This is a genomic window from Pseudobutyrivibrio sp. C4, assembly GCF_900111635.1.
GTDB lineage: Bacteria > Bacillota > Clostridia > Lachnospirales > Lachnospiraceae > Pseudobutyrivibrio > Pseudobutyrivibrio ruminis.
The window spans coordinates 637,568-655,796 of record NZ_FOHF01000001.1 but is presented as its reverse complement, the minus strand read 5'-3'; the positions used below and the strand labels follow the sequence as shown (position 1 = coordinate 655,796).

Genomic DNA, 18,229 nt, shown 5'->3' with positions numbered 1-18,229 from the left:
GATGGTGGCAGTATTAAAGCACGAATTGTCATTGTATTATCACAGCCTTACAGGCTATGTTTTTGGTGCCTTCCTACTTGCCTTTACAGGAATAGGAGCACTTATATATAACATCAATGCATCGGTGGCGAATTTTGAGTACGTATTAAGCTTTATCCAAATAGTATTTATTATCATTGTTCCAATACTTACTATGAGGATAATAGCAGATGAGAAGAAGCAGAAAACAGACCAGCTTCTATATTCATTACCTATTAGCACAACAGAAATTGTGGTAGGTAAGTTTATGGCACTTCTTGTAGTTTTTGTAGTGCCTATGATTTTTATCTGCGCCTATCCATTAATTTTTTCTATGTATGGAGAGGTATATTTGCCAACAAGCTACGGCACAATATTTGCTTTTATATTTTTAGGCCTTTCCCTTATCAGCATAGGAATGTTTATATCATCTTTGACAGAGTCCCAGGGAATGGCAGCAGGTATCTGCGTTGTTGTAATGCTATTTAACTATTACTGTACAACGCTTGCTGACGCAGTATCATCATCTGCAGTTGGTTCCGTATTTACGATAGTAGTAATAATGATAATCCTCGGACTAATAATCAGATACATGACAAAGTCTGATGTGATGGGATATGGTTTCTCATTTATTACATGCTTAGTTGCAATCATTCTTTTCTTTGCAAAGCCAGAGATACTTGAAGATTTACTTCCTAAGGTAATGAATCAAATCTCATTATTTGAAAGATTTACAATGTTTTACAATGGCGTGTTCGATTTGACTGCAATAGTTTATTACATAAGTATCATAGCCTTCTTCTTGTTCTTATGTGTGCAATCATTAGAGAAGAGGAGGTATAACGGATAATGAAGATTAAGAAACCTGATTTTAAAAAGTTTATAGATAAAAATAAACAGCAATTAAATACTAAGTCTGCCAAAATCGGTGGTTACAGTTTTGTTATTTCCGTTATAGTTCTTGCTATTGTAATTGCTATAAATGTGTTTATGTCATTACTTCCAGCCACAGTTACTCAGTTTGATATATCAGCCGCACAGCTATATTCCCTTACATCTTCAAGTAAGGCGGTAGTTGGTAACTTGGAGGACGACGTTACTATCTACTGGATATGTCAGTCTGGCCAGGAGTCGACAGTTATAGAAAAGCTTTTGGATGTTTACGATTCCCTTTCAGATAAACTTACAGTAGAAAAGAAAGACCCAGATACTTATCCAACATTTGCGTCTAACTATACATCAGAAACTGTTACAAATAACTCTTTGATTGTAGTTTCAGGAGATAAGAGTAGATATATAAGCTATGAATCAATGTATGAGGTAGACAGTAGCTCTTACTACACAACAGGTTCTGTGTCACAGTCATTTGATGGTGAAAGCTTGATTACAACAGCAATTGATTATGTTGTATCTGATGAGCTTCCACAGGTATATGTCCTTACAGGACACGGCGAGGCAGATATGTCTACAACTATGGAATCTGCTCTTGAAAGTGGCAACATGGAGACGACAGAGTTCTCATTGCTTAATGAGGATGAAATACCAGAGGATGCTGATGTAATCTTAATCAACTCTCCTTCAAGCGATTTATCTGAAGAAGAGGTAACAATCCTTGAGGAATATATTGATAATGGTGGTCATATTGTAGTACTTTCTGGTACACAGCAGGAGGGTGAGCTTACAAACTTTGAAGCTTTGTTAGCTTATGTAGGTGTATCTATGACTGACGGTATTGTAATAGATACAAATAGAGATAACTATGCATTTGATTATCCATATTTCCTTCTTCCAACAATTGAGTCTTCTGATATTACAGATGCTCTTATTGATGAGAACAGCAAAGTTATTATGCCAATTTCTGCAGGATTAACTATTGAGAATACAGCAGGTTCGTATACAGTAACATCACTTCTTGATACATCTTCTTCGGCATACTCAAAGGCTGCAGGCTACGATATCAGCACATATGAGAAAGAAGATGGGGATGTTGATGGACCATTCTCGCTTGCAATTGCAGCAGAGAACAGCAACGATGGTTCACTTGTATGGATTGCTTCTGACTACTTGTTAGAGGACCAGTACAATTCTTATTCATCAGGTGCAAATGAGGACTTCTTCATGAACGCTATGTCATGGAAGATGACTGATACAGAATCACTTTCTATCAGATCAAAGTCACTGGATTACAACTATCTGACAATCAGTGCGTCAGCAGCTACACTTCTTAAGGTAATTATGATTGGTGTGCTTCCAGTAGGATACTTACTATATGGAATCGATGAAGTTGTAAGACGAAGAAAGGTTAGCCTGGAATAGGGAGGATTATCAAATGAAAAGAGGAAAAACACTGCTGATTCTATGCGCCATTCTTGTTATTGCAATTGTGGCCATTGTAGTGGAAAAGGCAGTAAAGCAACATATCGACACCGTAAATACGATAGATGAAGAAGTATTTACAATTAATGAGGATGATCTGACACAGGTAGCGATAGAGTATAACGATGATAGTGTGACACTTGTTCAAAATGATTCTCAGTGGCAGATTTCAGATGATACCGATTTTCCTGTAGATCAGGATTACGTAGCTGATATGCTTTCTTATTTTGAATCGGTACACGCAAGCTTTATTATCGATGACGTAGAGAATTACGCTCAGTATGGACTTGATAGTCCTGAGGCTACTATCACATTTACTACAGCAGATGGAGATAGCGTTATCACATTCGGTGATTTCTCTACAATCGATGAAAAGAGATATATCTGCGTTGATAAAAAGAGCGTATATCTGATAGATGATGATATCCTTCAATATGTATCTGCTAGTCAGGACGATTTCCTTGATAGAGATGAAATCAACGACTACTCACAGATAACATCAGTTGTTGTATCAGGTGATGGGGAAGCAAATGTTGTATATGACCCTGATGGTGAATACACATATACAGATGATTATGATTTCTATTATGTTGATGGAGATGACTATAGCCCTGTATCAGAGTCAAAGGTTACATCATTTGTAGAGAAGCTTTCATCTATGGATTTAACAGAGTATGAAACTTATAAGGCAACTGAGGATGACTTGGCAGAATATGGATTAGATAATCCAACACTTACAGTAACAATCACTGGGGAGATTCCTGCAGATGATTCTGAGGAAGATTCTGATGATGCAGCAGTAGAGTCACAGACTCAGACGATTTATTTTGCCAAGGCAGATGATGCTGATACAGCATATCTTTACTTTGAAGGCTCTACTATCGTATATGCAATAACAGCAGATGATTATGATGATATAGCCGATGTTAGCTATTCAACACTTCGTCCATCAGAAGTTGTTTCTATCGATTGGACAAATGTAGCACAGCTCTCAGTAGATATTGATGATGAAGCCTACATTGTAAATGTTGAGTATGACGAGAAGGATGGAAATACTTATACAGTTGATGATGAGACAGTAGATTTTGTTACCGCAACATCACTTATCGACAGTTTATCTTTGACGGAAGTTGGAGATGATTACAGCAAGGGAACAGAAGAGCTGGCATTTGCTATCACTCTTAACGATGAAGATGCTACTGTGGTCAATGTGGTTCTTTATCAGTATGATGGCGACTCATGTGTGGTTGCTGTGGATGGCAAGACTGTTGGTCTTTGCAGCAGAACATCAATGTCTTCACTTCGTGAGGAAATCACAAGCTCTATTTTAAATAAGGGCAAGGAAGTGGAAGAGACAGATGAGGATACTACAACAGACGATGAATAAACAACAGATTATAATTATTAAAATTATGTAAAGAAAATGGTTTTCAGATGATTCTGGAAACCATTTTTTGTATACTGATTTTAAAAGTTATAGTTTACATAAGGAGGATGGGTATGCTGAAGAGGTTCTGGTCATCACTGGATAAGAAGTATGCAAAGATATGTTTATATGCAAGTGTAACTGTAATAGTAACGCTGATAGTGGTATGTCTTTTGTACTGGACCACAGGTTTTTGGTCAAGACTATGGACTATATTTACTGCAGTATTAAAACCGTTGGTTGTGGGTGGAATAATAAGCTTTCTGCTTTCACCAATTGTGGATAGAATCGAAGGATTATTTAGCAGAAGAAAAAGCCACAAGTGGGATAGACCGCTGGCTATTTTACTAAGCTTTATTATTGTACTTGCTGTTATTGCGTTTATTTTGGTGATTCTTATTCTGACTATTTACAAGAACATTTCAGCTATTAACTTTGAATCTCTTTTATCTATTGCAGATTTAGTTCAGAGTGATGTGCAAAGCTTGATATCAACCATAGAGGAGCAGCTTAAAAATATAGGCATTTCCATGAATCAGCTTGGTGGATATGTGACAGGCTTTTTAAGTGGCGTGAAAAATGTAATTACAACCTTGTTCTTTGGATGCATTTTTTCTGTTTATTTCATGATTGATGGAGCTAGAATCAATAGATATTGGAAGAGAGCATTTAGAATTATCACAAGCAAAAAAGAAGAAGAGCGATTTGAAAGATTTTGGAGTGATGCAGATAGAATCTTTTCAGGATATCTGCGAGGCCAGTTTATTGATGCATTGTTGGTTTCAGTAATCACTGGAGTTGTATTTTTAATTCTAGGCATCCCTGATGCTTTATTAATTGCATTACTGGTAGGCATAGGAAATCTCATTCCTTATGTGGGACCAATTGTAGGCTATGCATCTCTTTTATTGATATGTTTGCCACAACAGGCATTTACGGAACTTATCTCTGGAATAATAGCACTTGTTGTAATTATGATTATTGATGGAAATGTAATTAATCCACGTCTTCTTAGCTCAAATATTAAAATCCATCCACTGCTTGTGGTTGCTGCATTAATAGGTGGAAGTGCTTTGGGAGGATTTGTTGGAATGCTTGTTGCAGTACCTGTAGCAGCTCTTTTAAAACTAGAATTTGACCGGTTTTTAGCTGACAAAGAAAAAGACTCCATTTAAGTAGAAATTTATAAAAAACTTTATTGCATTAAAGTGCTGAATGCAGTAAAATCTTTTCTAGATTGTGTCGGGTGGCAAGAGTCGGCATTTTCTGAACGACATATTCTGAAAGGAGATTTTGTAATGAATTTTAAGAGTAGTTATTTACAGCGTGTCTATGACGGACTTGAGTCTAGAAACGCAGAGCAGAAGGAATTCCTTCAGGCAGTTAGCGAGGTGTTAGAGTCTTTAGAGCCAGTTGTAGCTGCAAATCCAAAGCTTGAGGAGCTTGGCGTTATTGAGCGTATCGTTGAGCCAGAGCGTATTATCCAGTTCAGAGTATCTTGGGTTGATGATCAGGGCAAGGTTCAGGTAAACCGTGGATACAGAGTTCAGTTTAATTCAGCCATCGGACCATACAAGGGAGGTCTTAGACTTCACCCTTCAGTAAACTTATCAGTTATTAAGTTCTTAGGCTTCGAGCAGATTTTCAAGAATTCACTTACAACACTTCCAATCGGTGGTGGTAAAGGTGGTTCTGACTTCAATCCTAAGGGCAAGTCAGATATGGAAATCATGAGATTCTGTCAGTCATTCATGACAGAGCTTGCAAAGCACATCGGTGCTGATACAGACGTTCCAGCTGGTGATATCGGTGTAGGTGCTCGTGAAATCGGTTATATGTATGGTCAGTACAAGAGACTTCGTAACGAGTTCACAGGCGTTCTTACAGGTAAGGGCCTTTCTTACGGCGGATCACTTGCTCGTACACAGGCAACAGGTTACGGCGTATGCTACTTCACACAGGAAATGCTTAAGTCTACAAAGGGCGAGTCATTTGAGGGCAAGACAGTAGCAGTTTCAGGTGCTGGTAACGTTGCTATCTACGCTATCGAAAAGGCATATCAGCTTGGCGCTAAGCCAGTTACATGTTCAGATTCTACAGGTTGGATTTATGATCCAGAGGGAATCGACCTTGACCTTCTTAAGGAAATCAAGGAAGTTAAGAGAGCACGTCTTTCTGAGTACGCTGCTGCTAGACCATCAGCTGAGTACCACGAGAAGAAGAACGGCGAGCACGGTGTATGGCAGTACAAGGTAGACATCGCTCTTCCATGTGCTACACAGAACGAGCTTAACGAAGAAGATGCAAAGATGCTTATCGCTAACGGCGTTACAGCAGTAGCAGAGGGTGCTAACATGCCTTCAACTCCAGAAGCTGTTGCAGCATTCCAGGCAGCTGGCGTTCTCTTTGGACCAGCTAAGGCTGCAAATGCAGGTGGTGTTGCTACATCAGCTCTTGAGATGTCACAGAACTCTGAGAGACTTCACTGGACATTCGAAGAAGTTGATTCTAAGCTTAAGGGAATCATGGAAGGAATCTTCCATGCATGTGATGATGCTTCTAAGAAGTACGGTATGGAAGGCAACTTCGTTGCAGGCGCAAACATCGCAGGCTTCGAAAAGGTTGCTGAGGCAATGATGGCACAGGGTATTGCATACTAAAATATAACTTAAATCAAAAATCATTTTGATTTATATCATCCCTAGGAATTTCGGTTCCTAGGGTTTTTTTGTATGTATAAATGTTATAAAAATCGCCTATTGACTAAATATATATATATATATAATTATTAGCGCATTATTAAAAAAATTTGCAGAGAGTATATTTAGGTAGTTGAGAGGAAAAGAATATGAAAAAGAAATTTGGACTATTAATGCTAATTTCAACAGGCATTTTGCTAGGTCTCACAGGCTGTGGCAAAGAACAGTTAAACGTGAATGAATATGTGACTTTAAAATATGAAGGCTACGATGGATATGGTGAAGTAAAAGTTGACGGGATAAACAGTGATGATTTTTACAAGAGCGTGGTTAAATTAGCTGGAAAAAATGCAAAAATTGATGTTTCTGACGAAACTGCTGTAAAAGAGGCTAGTGTGATTTTGTTGGAAGAGGCGCTTGAAAATGCATCAATAGAAGAGTCTTCAAATTTATCAAACGGGGATAAAATTAAGATATCTAGTGAAATTTCTGAATCTACAGCAGAAAAATTTGAGTCTAATACCGGTATAAAAATAAAGTGTAATAGCATAAATACAAAAGTAAAAGGATTAAAAGATCCTGCAGATTTTGATATTAAGGATTATGTAAGTTTTAAGACTGAAGGATATTCACCTAATATTGAAATTAAGGCAGAAAAAAATACTTTAAAAAATTGGCCTAAGTTCAAATATAGTCAGAAGGAAGGCTTGAAAAACGGAGATGTTGTTACAATTCAGATTGGAAAGTCTGAGTCAGAATTTGAAGCATTTAGAACAGAAAATAACCTTCCTGAATTTGATCGTACATTCACATATACAGTTGAAGGTGCGCCATCTATTGTTGAAAGCTATGATGAAGTTACTGATGAATTACTTGATGATTTAAAATCAAAAGCGGATTCTAAAAAAGACAAATTTTTAAGTTACTATGAAGGCGTTAATTCTAGTGATTATAGTTTAACTAATATTGGCTATAACTATGATAAATATAATAAATTAAGAATTTATATGATATACAAAAATAATAATTCTAATCCATCCGAAGTTGAATTTAAAAGTCATAATGTGATTCCAAATTATTGTGTAGTTTGTTTAAAAGGAAACGCATACTATAAGGGGGATTACTATATTACTAATCCACTTGAAAAAGGTTCAAAGATGGAATGTGTTGCTGGCTTTTTTGAAGATATAAATGAAATTAAAGAAGTTTTTACTACATGGAAATATCTTAGGAGTAGTGACTATGATTTCAGTCTCTATACTGAAATGACAATTTTAGATTTATAGAATAGCTAGATTGTATTAAGCTGTGCAAAATCAATGACAAAGCGGTTTTGTGCAGCTTTTTTGGATATAAATATCAGTTTTCAGGAGAAAAGCTAGTATGAAAAAGTACGTAAAGATAATAATAGCTATTGCTGTTACTGTAGCAGTAGGCGTTGGCGGATTTTTCGGATATAGATTTTATAAACAACATAAGAATGATAATGAAGTTATTGAAGAAAAAGAAACTAAGCCAGAGGTAGAAGAGATAATGTTTGTACCTGTTTCTGAGGATGAAGCCTTATCTGAAAAGGAATGGATGGCCCTTTTGAATGAAGCTCTTCAATATACAGATTATACTGAGTACAGCGACGAAAAGATAACAGGTAGTGAGGCTGTATTTTCTGGCATGAAAAAGTTAGGTGGAGCCTGCCTTGATTATTACCTTGATGGCAATGAATGCAGCTCAGAAACAACTGATGCTATAGCCAAGGAAAAGAAGCTTATAGAAGAGGATTACCTTACATCGTATATTGGCGAGGAACAGGCCAAAGCTTTAATAAATAATCTAAAGGCCTTGCAAGTTTCCGAGGATTATCACGTTGAAAAGAATGATGTAGTATTGGCAGATGGAGTAATTGATGGAAAAGAATGGCAGGTAGATTACTACAAGCATATTGAGGAAGAAGTAGAATCAACAGATGAGGAAAATCCATCCACCACAATAGAGCAAAAAGATGAAGTGATAGCATCTACTGGGAATTATGAGCCTCAGGTTGATGATAGGATTGTTTATTTGGACCAGTATGGAATTATGCATGGCGGACAGGTAATTTCTGTGGAATCTCGAGATGGAAATAAGTATGATATTTTGACTAAGCCGGTAGAGACACAAGAGGATTTAGTGGATACCTATACTGTGTCAGGCTATGTGGATTGGTCTATAGTTACTGCTATGAGTAGTAACGAATCGGCATTTAATCCTACAATAAGCATGTGTGCCACAGGTGAAGGTTCCCAGGAATCAACAACTACTGATATGGTTATCAGCGGTTCAGGCGGCACTGATGGTATTAGTGTGGATTCTGTCACTTTAGGTGGCGTTTCTATATATGAAGCCGACGATGACGAGGAAGAAGAGGACGCCGAAGAAGATGAAGAAGGTGAATCTCAAGATAATGAAGATTCAAAAGAAGTAGATGACAATAAAAAAGAAGATAAAGATGAAAAGAAGGAATCTGAAATAAGTAAAGAGGTTTCTGCAGGAGGAAACTTTGAGATTACATTGAAGAATCTTCAGATTTACGCTTACGTTAAAGATGATGAGGATGTTTCCTTTGAAATATCCTTTGAACCAGCCGTAATGATAGATGGAATAGAAGCTGAAGCTGAAATTGATTTGCCTAATATACCATTGGGCATTGGCGTGTTATCCGCAGATATTGATCCCCAAATTGCTATATCAGCTGATTTAGGCGTATCACTTGGATTTGGCGCAGAACAGCCAGTGTGCATTTCGTCTCACAGTGACCCATCTGGAACAGCAAAATCCTGCAACGAAAATGCTGTTAAATGCAAACTAGCTAATACAGATTGTATTGATGCGGATGTTGATAATACAAGTGTCACTCTTGGTTTTAATCTTGGCGTAGATTTAACACTTTGTGAGTTTATTAATGTTGCAGATCCAAATGTTACTACTAGTTTTGTGGCTGTAGGTAAGCAGTTAGAGAAGCATAAAGGTTATGATATACCATGTTTTGAAATGAAGCTGGCAGGTCCTCTAATTGAGCTTGATTTATCCTCAGAGGACAGTTTACTTGGATACTTCCTAACTGAAGCTAATGTTCAAAGTTCCTTTGCATTGAATGGAATTAATGATGATGAGAAGCTTCTTTTGGCAAAGTATTTCCATTTAGAGTTTGAGCCACTAAATGTTATACAAGACCCTAATGGTAATGCATCAGTGTGCACTCACATCTCTGACGATGTGGATCATTCGAAGGATATGAAAATTGAATTCAAATATGGCGACAACGAAGAGGATGAATATGATGAGGATGCGGACTTCTTTATTGAAATGAATGGACAAATATTTGGTTTTGAATTCACTGAGGATGAGTATGAAAAGCAGTATTTGGAATATTTAAATTCTATATCAAAAGATGAATATATGAAGTCTTCGGCTCATAAGCAAGTGTTGAAGGAGATGTCCGAGCCAGATATAGTAATGACAATATATGATAGAGATAATGCTGATGAGTATGAACAAATGAATGACGGTGAATTTAAAATTCTAGTCGGACAAGACATAAGCGAATTGGGATTTGTAAACATGCATGGATATGGTCCGCAATATATACATGGACATGTTGTTGGTCGAGTAACAGAGTCTGATAGAAATAGATATCTATCGATATTATCCTCTCTTTATACTGGAGATAGCTTTACGTATAGAGCACCATATAAAAATTTAGCAAAATAAACATGTTGCTAAACCTTTATAACCTCATAATAATCAATCCATTCGTGGAAGAATAATAAAAGCCAACTAGTTACGGCTAAAAGCCTACTAGTTGGCTTATTTAATGTCTATAGAATGGATTGATTAATCTACTTTACGGTCTTCGATTGGAATGTATTTTTTGTGTGGGCATACTGTCATGTATGCAGGACGCATGATTTTGCCCTTGTGGCAAACTTCTTCCATGCGGTGAGCACTCCAACCAGCGATACGAGCAATGGCGAAAATAGGAGTGAAGAGCTCTCCTGGAATGCCAAGCATCTGATAAACGAAGCCTGAGTAGAAATCCACGTTTGGTGAAACACCTTTGTAAATCTTGCGCTCCTCGGCGATTATCTTTGGAGCAAGACGAGCGACTGTTTCGTAGAGGTTGTATTCCTTTTCCATGCCTTTTTCAACGGCAAGCTTTTCTACGAAAGAGTGGAAGGTGATGGCACGAGGATCAGATACTGAGTAAATAGCATGACCCATACCATAGATAAGACCGGCGTTGTCAAAGGCTTCACCGTGAAGTAAGGCACGCAAGTATGTGCTAACTTCTTCTTCGTCTTCCCAATTATTAAGATGAGCTTTCATATCTTCAAACATGCGGACAACTTTGATGTTGGCACCACCATGCTTTGGTCCCTTAAGAGAACCTAATGCAGCTGCAATAGCAGCGTATGTGTCTGTACCAGATGATGATACCAAGTGAGTGGTGAATGTAGAGTTGTTACCACCACCGTGCTCCATATGAAGAATAAGAGCAACATCAAGAAGTTTTGCCTCAAGTGGAGTAAACTTGCTATCAGGTCTCAGACAATGAAGAATATTCTCTGCTGTAGAGTATTCTGGCTTTGGCTGATGAATGATTAATGATGCGTCGTTGTAGTAATAGTCGTAGGCAGCATAGCTGTATACTGATAACAATGGGAAGCTGGCAATCAACTGCAAACATTGTCTAAGAACGTTTGGTTCAGATGTATCGTCTGCCTTCTCATCATTTGAATATAAAGCAAGTACTGATCTTGCAAGTGAGTTCATCATGTCTTTGGATGGACTCTTCATAATCATATCTCTAACGAAGTTTGGTGGAAGAGAGCGATAGCTTGCAAGAAGAGCTTTGAATTCTTCTAATTGTTCTTTGGTAGGGAGAGTGCCAAACAATAATAAGTATGTGCACTCTTCGAATCCGAAGTGCTGCTCTAATGGAAGATTTTTAACTAAATCTTGAACATTGTAGCCTCTATAAAAAAGCTGACCATCACAAGGAACTTCTTTTCCGTCTACAAATTTCTTTGAGTTAACCTCAGATATTTCTGTAATACCTACAAGTACACCTTTACCATTAAGATCACGAAGACCTCTTTTGACATCGTAGGTCGTATATAAATCAGGATCTATATATGAGGATTTTTTTGAAAGCTCCGCAAGCTTTTCAAGCTCTGGAGTAATCTCGCTGAAATTATCAATTGCCATAAACATTTTCCTCCTTGTTTTTATCGGGTTCAGTTTCACACTTTAGTTTACTAAACTGTCTTTTATAACTCAAGGTTTATTGTGACATTTTTTTCAACAAGATTTCAAGAAAATATGGGCATATTTAAGAAAAAATTAATACATGGCAATCTGCTAAAAATTATCTCAGAAAATTGTATAGATTTGAAAACAATTTTTGCTCAAAAAGATTGACTTTATTTTAACGAAAATTTAAAATGATAATCAGCGAAAATTAGTTTTTATCCCAATAAAGGGAGGCTAATTAAATAAATTAGAAAAGTGAGGTAAGACAGATGGCTAATGTTGATTTGACAAAGTATGGTATCACAGGGGCAACGGAAGTTGTTTATAACCCTTCATACGAGCAGTTGTTTGAAGACGAGACAAAATCAGATCTTACAGGCTATGAAGTAGGTAAGGTTACAGAGCTTGGCGCTGTAAATGTTATGACAGGTATTTATACAGGTCGTTCACCTAAAGACAAATTTATCGTAATGGATGAGACATCAAAGGATACAGTATGGTGGACAACTCCAGAATATCCTAACGACAACCACCCAGCTTCAGAGGAAGCTTGGAAGGCATGTAAGGAACTTGCAGTTAAGGAACTTTCTAACAAGAAACTCTACGTTGTAGATGGTTTCTGCGGAGCTAACAAGGACACACGTCTTGCAGTTAGATTTATTATGGAAGTTGCTTGGCAGGCACACTTTGTAAAGAACATGTTCATCCGTCCTACAGAGGAAGAGCTTGCAAACTTTGAGCCAGATTTCATCGTTTACAATGCATCAAAGGCTAAGGTTGAGAACTTCAAGGAGCTTGGACTTAACTCTGAGACAGCAGTTCTTTTCAACGTAACAAGCAAAGAGCAGGTTATTCTTAATACATGGTATGGTGGAGAGATGAAGAAGGGTCTCTTCTCTATGCAGAACTACTTCCTTCCACTTAAGGGTATGGCTTCAATGCACTGCTCAGCTAACACAGATATGGATGGAAAGCACACAGCTATTTTCTTTGGTCTTTCTGGTACAGGTAAGACTACACTTTCTACAGATCCAAAGCGTCTCCTTATTGGTGATGATGAGCACGGTTGGGATGACAACGGTGTATTCAACCTTGAGGGTGGATGCTATGCAAAGGTTATCGGACTTGACAAAGAGTCTGAGCCAGATATCTACAACGCAATCAAGAGAAATGCTCTTCTTGAGAACGTTACAGTTGCTGATGATGGCAAGATTGATTTTGAAGACAAGAGCGTTACAGAAAACACTCGTGTATCTTACCCAATCGAGTTCATCGACAAGATTGCACAGAAGGTAAACAAGGTTTCTTCTGGTCCAGATGCTGACAATGTTATCTTCCTTTCAGCAGATGCATTCGGAGTACTTCCTCCAGTATCTATTCTTACACCAGAGCAGACTAAGTATTACTTCCTTTCAGGATTTACAGCTAAGCTTGCTGGTACAGAGCGTGGTATCACAGAGCCAACACCTACATTCTCAGCTTGCTTCGGACAGGCATTCCTTGAGTTACATCCTACAAAGTACGCTGAGGAGCTTGTTAAGAAGATGGAGAAGTCTGGTGCAAAGGCTTACCTTGTTAACACAGGTTGGAACGGAACAGGCAAGAGAATCTCTATCAAGGATACAAGAGGTATCATCGATGCAATCCTTTCTGGCGATGTTCTTAAGGCACCTACAAAGAAGATTCCATTCTTCGATTTCGAGGTACCAACAGAGCTTCCAGGAGTTGATCCAGCAATCCTTGATCCTAGAGATACATATGCAAATGCTTCTGAGTGGGAAGAGAAGGCTAAGGACTTAGCTGCACGTTTCCAGAAGAACTTCAAGAAGTATGAGACAAACGAAGCTGGTAAGGCACTTGTTTCTGCAGGTCCACAGTTATAGAATATAATCTATATTTAACAAACAAAGGTCCAGAGTTAAAAAACACTCTGGACCTGTTTTTGTGAAAAATCAGTTCTTTATTTTATCACAAATCTGTTGTAATATAATTGCAGGTAGTAAATATACCGACTTTATTTCTAACCTGGGATGTACGATTTAACTTATCCTTTTTGAACCTACATTTACTTTAAACGGAATGCCTATATTTCTAATTGGCTGTCAGGCCTTCATTGCGCAGAGGAAGACAAAAGATTAGTTGCGGCGATCCACCTAGCTAGAGCTAGGAGTCAATTGATAGGCCCGGCATTTTGGGTTAGATTTTTTTTGCAAATTTTATAAAGACTATGTACACCTTGTTACGCTTACAAGCATGTATTTACTCCGCTCAACACATGTTTCGCTTGAGTAAGTACAGAGCTTGATAGCTACAAGGTGTTTTTATATTTTGTAATTTGCAATAAAAAATCTAACCTCTTTAAAATGCCTTACGGTTATAGTAAAATCATGGATTAAGAGGAGATTTATATGTGGACATTTTTAGGTTATGGAAAAACATATTTAGATAAATGCGGAAGGGATAATATTGGGGCGTATGCGGCGCAGACGGCGTATTTTATGATTATGTCGGCTATTCCTTTTATGATGCTTTTGGTATGGATTGCAGGTTATGTGCCTTCGATAAATGAGTACATGAATGAGCTTATTTTTGATGTGCTTCCAGAAACATTTCTGCCATATATGGAAAGGGTTATCAGGCTTGTTACACAGGCGTCAGTTGGTGCTATTTCTATTTCTGCGGTGATGGCAATCTGGTCATCAGGAAAAGCCTTTCAGAATCTTATGGTAGGCCTTAATCAGGTGAACAAAATAGAAGAGACTAGAAATTGGTTCGGAAGAAGATTAAGAGCTATTTTTTATACTCTTGTTTTGTTGTTTGTTATTGTTGTAATCATGCTTATGCTTGTATTTACACAAAAGCTTCAGTACTATGCTAAAAACTATTATGGTTTCCTTGCATATGTAGTTGGTATTCGTCCGTTATTCAGAGGGATATTTGTATTTATCTTTTTGGTTATCGTATTTACGTTTTTATTTACTGTGTTACCAAATAAAAACCTTACATTCTTTAGTCAGCTGCCAGGAGGTATCATTTGTGCCGCTAGTTGGTATGTATTCAGTATGTTGCTTGCTATATGGGTTAAGATATTTAATAACTTCTCTATGTATGGCGCCTTTGCAACTATGATGATGTTTATGTTTTGGCTGTATTTTTGTATGTATTTCATGCTGATGGCGGCGGAAGCAAATGTATTTTTTAAAGAAGCATTTGGACTGGCGTGGGATAATTTTAAAAGAAAAATAAAAGAAGGATCTTTATAAAAGAAGGACAGTGATTAATCACTGTCCCTTTCTTTTTATTCGTCCATTTGGAATTGATTTACAATGTTTGTTAAAGCGTCGATAGCCTGCTTTGTGTCGCCGACCTTGTCGTTTACATCCACTGTACCATTTACAATATTAGTTGTTTTCTCTGCAATATCGTATACGCCGTTTGCAGATTCGTTTACAGTAGCATTGATGTGCTCGATTGTTTCTGATATGTGAGCAATAGAGCCTGTAAGCTGTTCAACGCCTTCACTGATTGAGCTCATGCTAGAGTGGAATACTTCTGCGTCAGCGTAGTACTGTTCGGATACCTTACTGAATCCTTCGTAATCAACCAATACGTTTTCCTCAAGGAAAGTAGTAGTTTCTTCGAGGCAGTTTGACATGTCTGCTACAGCATTATTTACTGCGGATACAATGTTATCGATGTTTGATACGGCATCGCTGGTTTGATTTGCAAGATTTCCGATTTCTGTAGCTACAACAGAAAAACCGCGTCCTGCATCACCGGCACGGGCAGCTTCAATGGAAGCGTTAAGTGCTAGAAGAGAAGTCTGAGACGAAATCTGCATGATTGTGCTTGTAAGCTCGTTTATCTTTTCTACAGCCTTTGCATTTTCCATAGCTGTGTTAGTTTGCTGTCTAACATTGTTGTAAGTTTCTTTTGTCTTGTTTGAAGCTTGAATTGTGGAAGCTTGTAACTGCTGGGCTCTAGACATAATATCCTGTGAAAGGTTAGCGCCGTACTGAGCCATAGAATCAATGCTTGCAGCTTCATCTTTAATAGTAATTACATTCTGATTAATTTCATCTGTAGCAGCAGAAGTTTCTTCCATAGATGCTGCGATTTCTTGTGTAGTAGCAGAGTTGTCGGAGCACATTGTGTTAACATTATTGGCTGTTGATGTGAGTCCGTCTACATTATCGTTAATACGACTTTCTGTATCAGTGATGTTTACAACCATATCTCTAAGGGAATTGCGCATAAGGCTAACTGAACGAGTGATTTCACCTATTTCGTCCTTTCGTTTCATAAGCGCATCGGCATTACCTGTCTTTCTGAAATCAAGATGGGCTGTATGGTCGATAATGTCAGTAATAGTTGCAAGTGGGCTAAGCATTGTTCTGATAAGGATAAAGAACAATACTGCAGACGCGATAATTACAATAATAAGTAGTAATGACATAGCAGAAATAAGCTTGTTAACTGGAGCCATAATTAAATCATAGTCACCAGTTACAACAACAATATTTCCTGCGGCAGTAAAAGCGTAGCCTGCATAATGCTTAGTTCCTTCATAATTATATTTGAGAGAACCACTTCCAATTTCTTCTGGAGTCTCACCAGCCTGAATTCGCGCTACTAAATTATCGATTGCTGTGTTATCTACTGGGTTACCAATCTTATCTAAGGTTGGGTGATAGAGCATTGTTCCTTCGTTTGATACATAGTAGGCATAGGAACCATCTACGCCGGTGATGTTGACTGTGCCTAATGCCACATCAAGAGTATCGAACATAGATTGCTTCTTTTCAGTAGGGTAAGATTTTAGCTGAGAAATAAGATATTTTTCAACTACGATACCATTTAAATCGCTATAACCTTCAATAGTAGTGTTGTGAGCTGTAGTTTCCATTGTAGTGTTAATTGCAATGGCTGCCACCTCTGCAAGGTTTTGTGTGTAGTTATCGTAGGTATTTGTTAGAGTAGACCTTGAGTTGTTAAGAGTGAGGATTCCAATCACGCTCAAAATAACCGTAAGAGCAGTGATAATAGTTAGAACCATTTTAAAAACCATTGAATGAACAAAGGAAAACCTTTTTGTTGACTTTTTCATTTTATATTCCTCCTAAAAACAGTAAACAATTCGGAATTATAGCACAAAACAAAATAGAAATAAATTATATTGTGCAAAACATAACGCTTTTTGTAATAGAATTTTTTTATAATAGATTTTTGCTTATAAGGTGTATTTATGCTATTATCTATTGGAAAAATAAGATTTAGTTTTAAGGATTTATCATGAAAGTTAAGGATTTTGATTACGATCTTCCTGAGGAGCTTATCGCTCAGGATCCACTTGAAAAAAGAAGTAATTCAAGGCTTATGGTCTTGGATAAAAATACTGGAGAAACATTTCATCGTCATTTCTATGACATCAAAGATTATTTAAAGCCAGGTGATTGCCTGGTTATCAATAACACAAAAGTTATCCCAGCAAGATTATATGGTGCCAGAGTTGGTTCTGGCGGAAAAGTTGAGATTCTCCTTTTGAAGCGCATTAGCGACAATCAGTGGGAGTGTCTTGTAAAGCCAGGCAAAAAGGCTCGTCCAGGAATGGAAATTTCATTTGGCGATGGCCTTTTGATGGGTAAGATTATCGATATCGTTGATGAGGGTAATCGTATTATTGAGTTTTCATATGAGGGAATATTTGAGGAGATTCTCGACAAATTAGGAGAGATGCCACTTCCACCATACATTACTCACAAGCTTCAGGATAGAGACAGATATCAGACTGTCTATGCTAAGTACGATGGCTCGGCAGCTGCTCCTACAGCAGGCCTTCATTTTACACCAGAGCTTCTTGATGAAGTGAGAGCTATGGGGGTTAAGATTGCTGAGGTTACTCTTCATGTAGGTCTCGGTACATTCCGTCCTGTAAAAGAGGAGGAAGTTCTTGAGCATCATATGCATTCTGAGTACTATGAGCTCAATCAGGAAGCCTGCGATATTATTAATGAAACAAAGGCTAACGGAGGCAGAATTATTTCTGTTGGAACAACAAGTACACGTACCCTTGAGTCTGCAGCTGAGGCAGGAAAGCCTCTTACACCAAAGAGCGGTTGGACTCAGATTTTCATTTATCCTGGATACGAGTTTAAGGTAATAGATGGACTTATCACTAATTTCCATCTTCCACAGTCGACACTTATCATGCTTGTTTCGGCTTTAGCAGGCAGAGAGCATGTGCTTAAAGCATACGAAGAAGCAGTTCAGGAAAAATACAGATTTTTCTCTTTTGGAGATGCGATGTTAATTACAGATTTATCTAAATAATTAAGCGCATTTTCCTTGAATTCAAGAGAAATAAAAGCTAAAATTTTGATTTAGTAGTATTGGCCACAGGCCAAAATTTAGTTTACGGAGG

General features: G+C 37.7%; 12 protein-coding genes and 1 other RNA gene. 11 read left to right on the top strand and 2 right to left on the bottom strand.

The window, feature by feature from the left end; all coding sequences use genetic code 11:
* The first annotated feature begins 1 nt into the window (after position 1).
* The 7 genes from BMY66_RS03105 (at position 2) to BMY66_RS03075 (ending at position 10,266) form a co-directional block, all read left to right on the top strand.
* Positions 2-868: an ABC transporter permease gene (locus BMY66_RS03105; RefSeq protein ID WP_090394092.1), complete on the top strand. Its 867-nt coding sequence runs from the start codon at positions 2-4 to the stop codon at positions 866-868.
* Positions 868-2,334 (top strand): GldG family protein, encoded by a 1,467-nt coding sequence (locus BMY66_RS03100; protein WP_090394091.1) that lies wholly within the window; start codon positions 868-870, stop codon positions 2,332-2,334. The genes BMY66_RS03105 and BMY66_RS03100 overlap by 1 nt, the downstream gene beginning before the upstream one ends.
* Before the next feature lie 13 nt (positions 2,335-2,347).
* On the top strand, positions 2,348-3,781 hold the full coding sequence (locus BMY66_RS03095) for a DUF4340 domain-containing protein (protein ID WP_090394090.1): 1,434 nt from the start codon (positions 2,348-2,350) through the stop codon (positions 3,779-3,781).
* 113 nt (positions 3,782-3,894) lie between these two features.
* Complete coding sequence (locus BMY66_RS03090; protein ID WP_177175565.1) at positions 3,895-4,995, top strand: AI-2E family transporter; 1,101 nt, start codon at positions 3,895-3,897, stop codon at positions 4,993-4,995.
* A 123-nt stretch (positions 4,996-5,118) separates the two neighbouring features.
* Complete coding sequence (gdhA, locus tag BMY66_RS03085) at positions 5,119-6,480, top strand: NADP-specific glutamate dehydrogenase (protein WP_090394088.1); 1,362 nt, start codon at positions 5,119-5,121, stop codon at positions 6,478-6,480.
* A gap of 188 nt (positions 6,481-6,668) precedes the next feature.
* A complete protein-coding gene (locus BMY66_RS03080) occupies positions 6,669-7,805 on the top strand; it encodes a hypothetical protein (protein ID WP_090394087.1) in 1,137 nt (378 codons plus the stop codon).
* A 97-nt stretch (positions 7,806-7,902) separates the two neighbouring features.
* Entirely contained in the window at positions 7,903-10,266 is a 2,364-nt protein-coding gene (locus BMY66_RS03075; RefSeq protein ID WP_090394086.1) for a hypothetical protein, read from the top strand.
* Positions 10,267-10,389: 123 nt separating this feature from the next.
* On the opposite strand, the gene BMY66_RS03070 is transcribed toward BMY66_RS03075, so the two are convergent.
* Positions 10,390-11,763, bottom strand: a complete 1,374-nt coding sequence (locus BMY66_RS03070) for a citrate/2-methylcitrate synthase (RefSeq protein WP_044933941.1) — start codon at positions 11,761-11,763, stop codon at positions 10,390-10,392.
* 314 nt (positions 11,764-12,077) lie between these two features.
* On the opposite strand from BMY66_RS03070, the gene pckA reads away from it, so the two are divergent.
* From pckA to BMY66_RS03055, 3 genes are all read left to right on the top strand, one after another.
* A complete protein-coding gene (pckA, locus tag BMY66_RS03065; protein ID WP_090394085.1) occupies positions 12,078-13,691 on the top strand; it encodes a phosphoenolpyruvate carboxykinase (ATP) in 1,614 nt (537 codons plus the stop codon).
* Positions 13,692-13,827: 136 nt separating this feature from the next.
* Positions 13,828-14,010: non-coding RNA, 6S RNA (ssrS, locus tag BMY66_RS03060), on the top strand.
* A gap of 206 nt (positions 14,011-14,216) precedes the next feature.
* Positions 14,217-15,071, top strand: coding sequence for a YihY/virulence factor BrkB family protein (locus BMY66_RS03055; protein WP_044933949.1), 855 nt, complete (start codon positions 14,217-14,219; stop codon positions 15,069-15,071).
* A 35-nt stretch (positions 15,072-15,106) separates the two neighbouring features.
* On the opposite strand, the gene BMY66_RS13885 is transcribed toward BMY66_RS03055, so the two are convergent.
* Complete coding sequence (locus BMY66_RS13885) at positions 15,107-16,915, bottom strand: methyl-accepting chemotaxis protein (RefSeq protein WP_090394084.1); 1,809 nt, start codon at positions 16,913-16,915, stop codon at positions 15,107-15,109.
* A 185-nt stretch (positions 16,916-17,100) separates the two neighbouring features.
* On the opposite strand from BMY66_RS13885, the gene queA reads away from it, so the two are divergent.
* Positions 17,101-18,138: a tRNA preQ1(34) S-adenosylmethionine ribosyltransferase-isomerase QueA gene (gene queA, locus BMY66_RS03040; RefSeq protein WP_044933954.1), complete on the top strand. Its 1,038-nt coding sequence runs from the start codon at positions 17,101-17,103 to the stop codon at positions 18,136-18,138.
* Positions 18,139-18,229 lie beyond the last annotated feature (91 nt).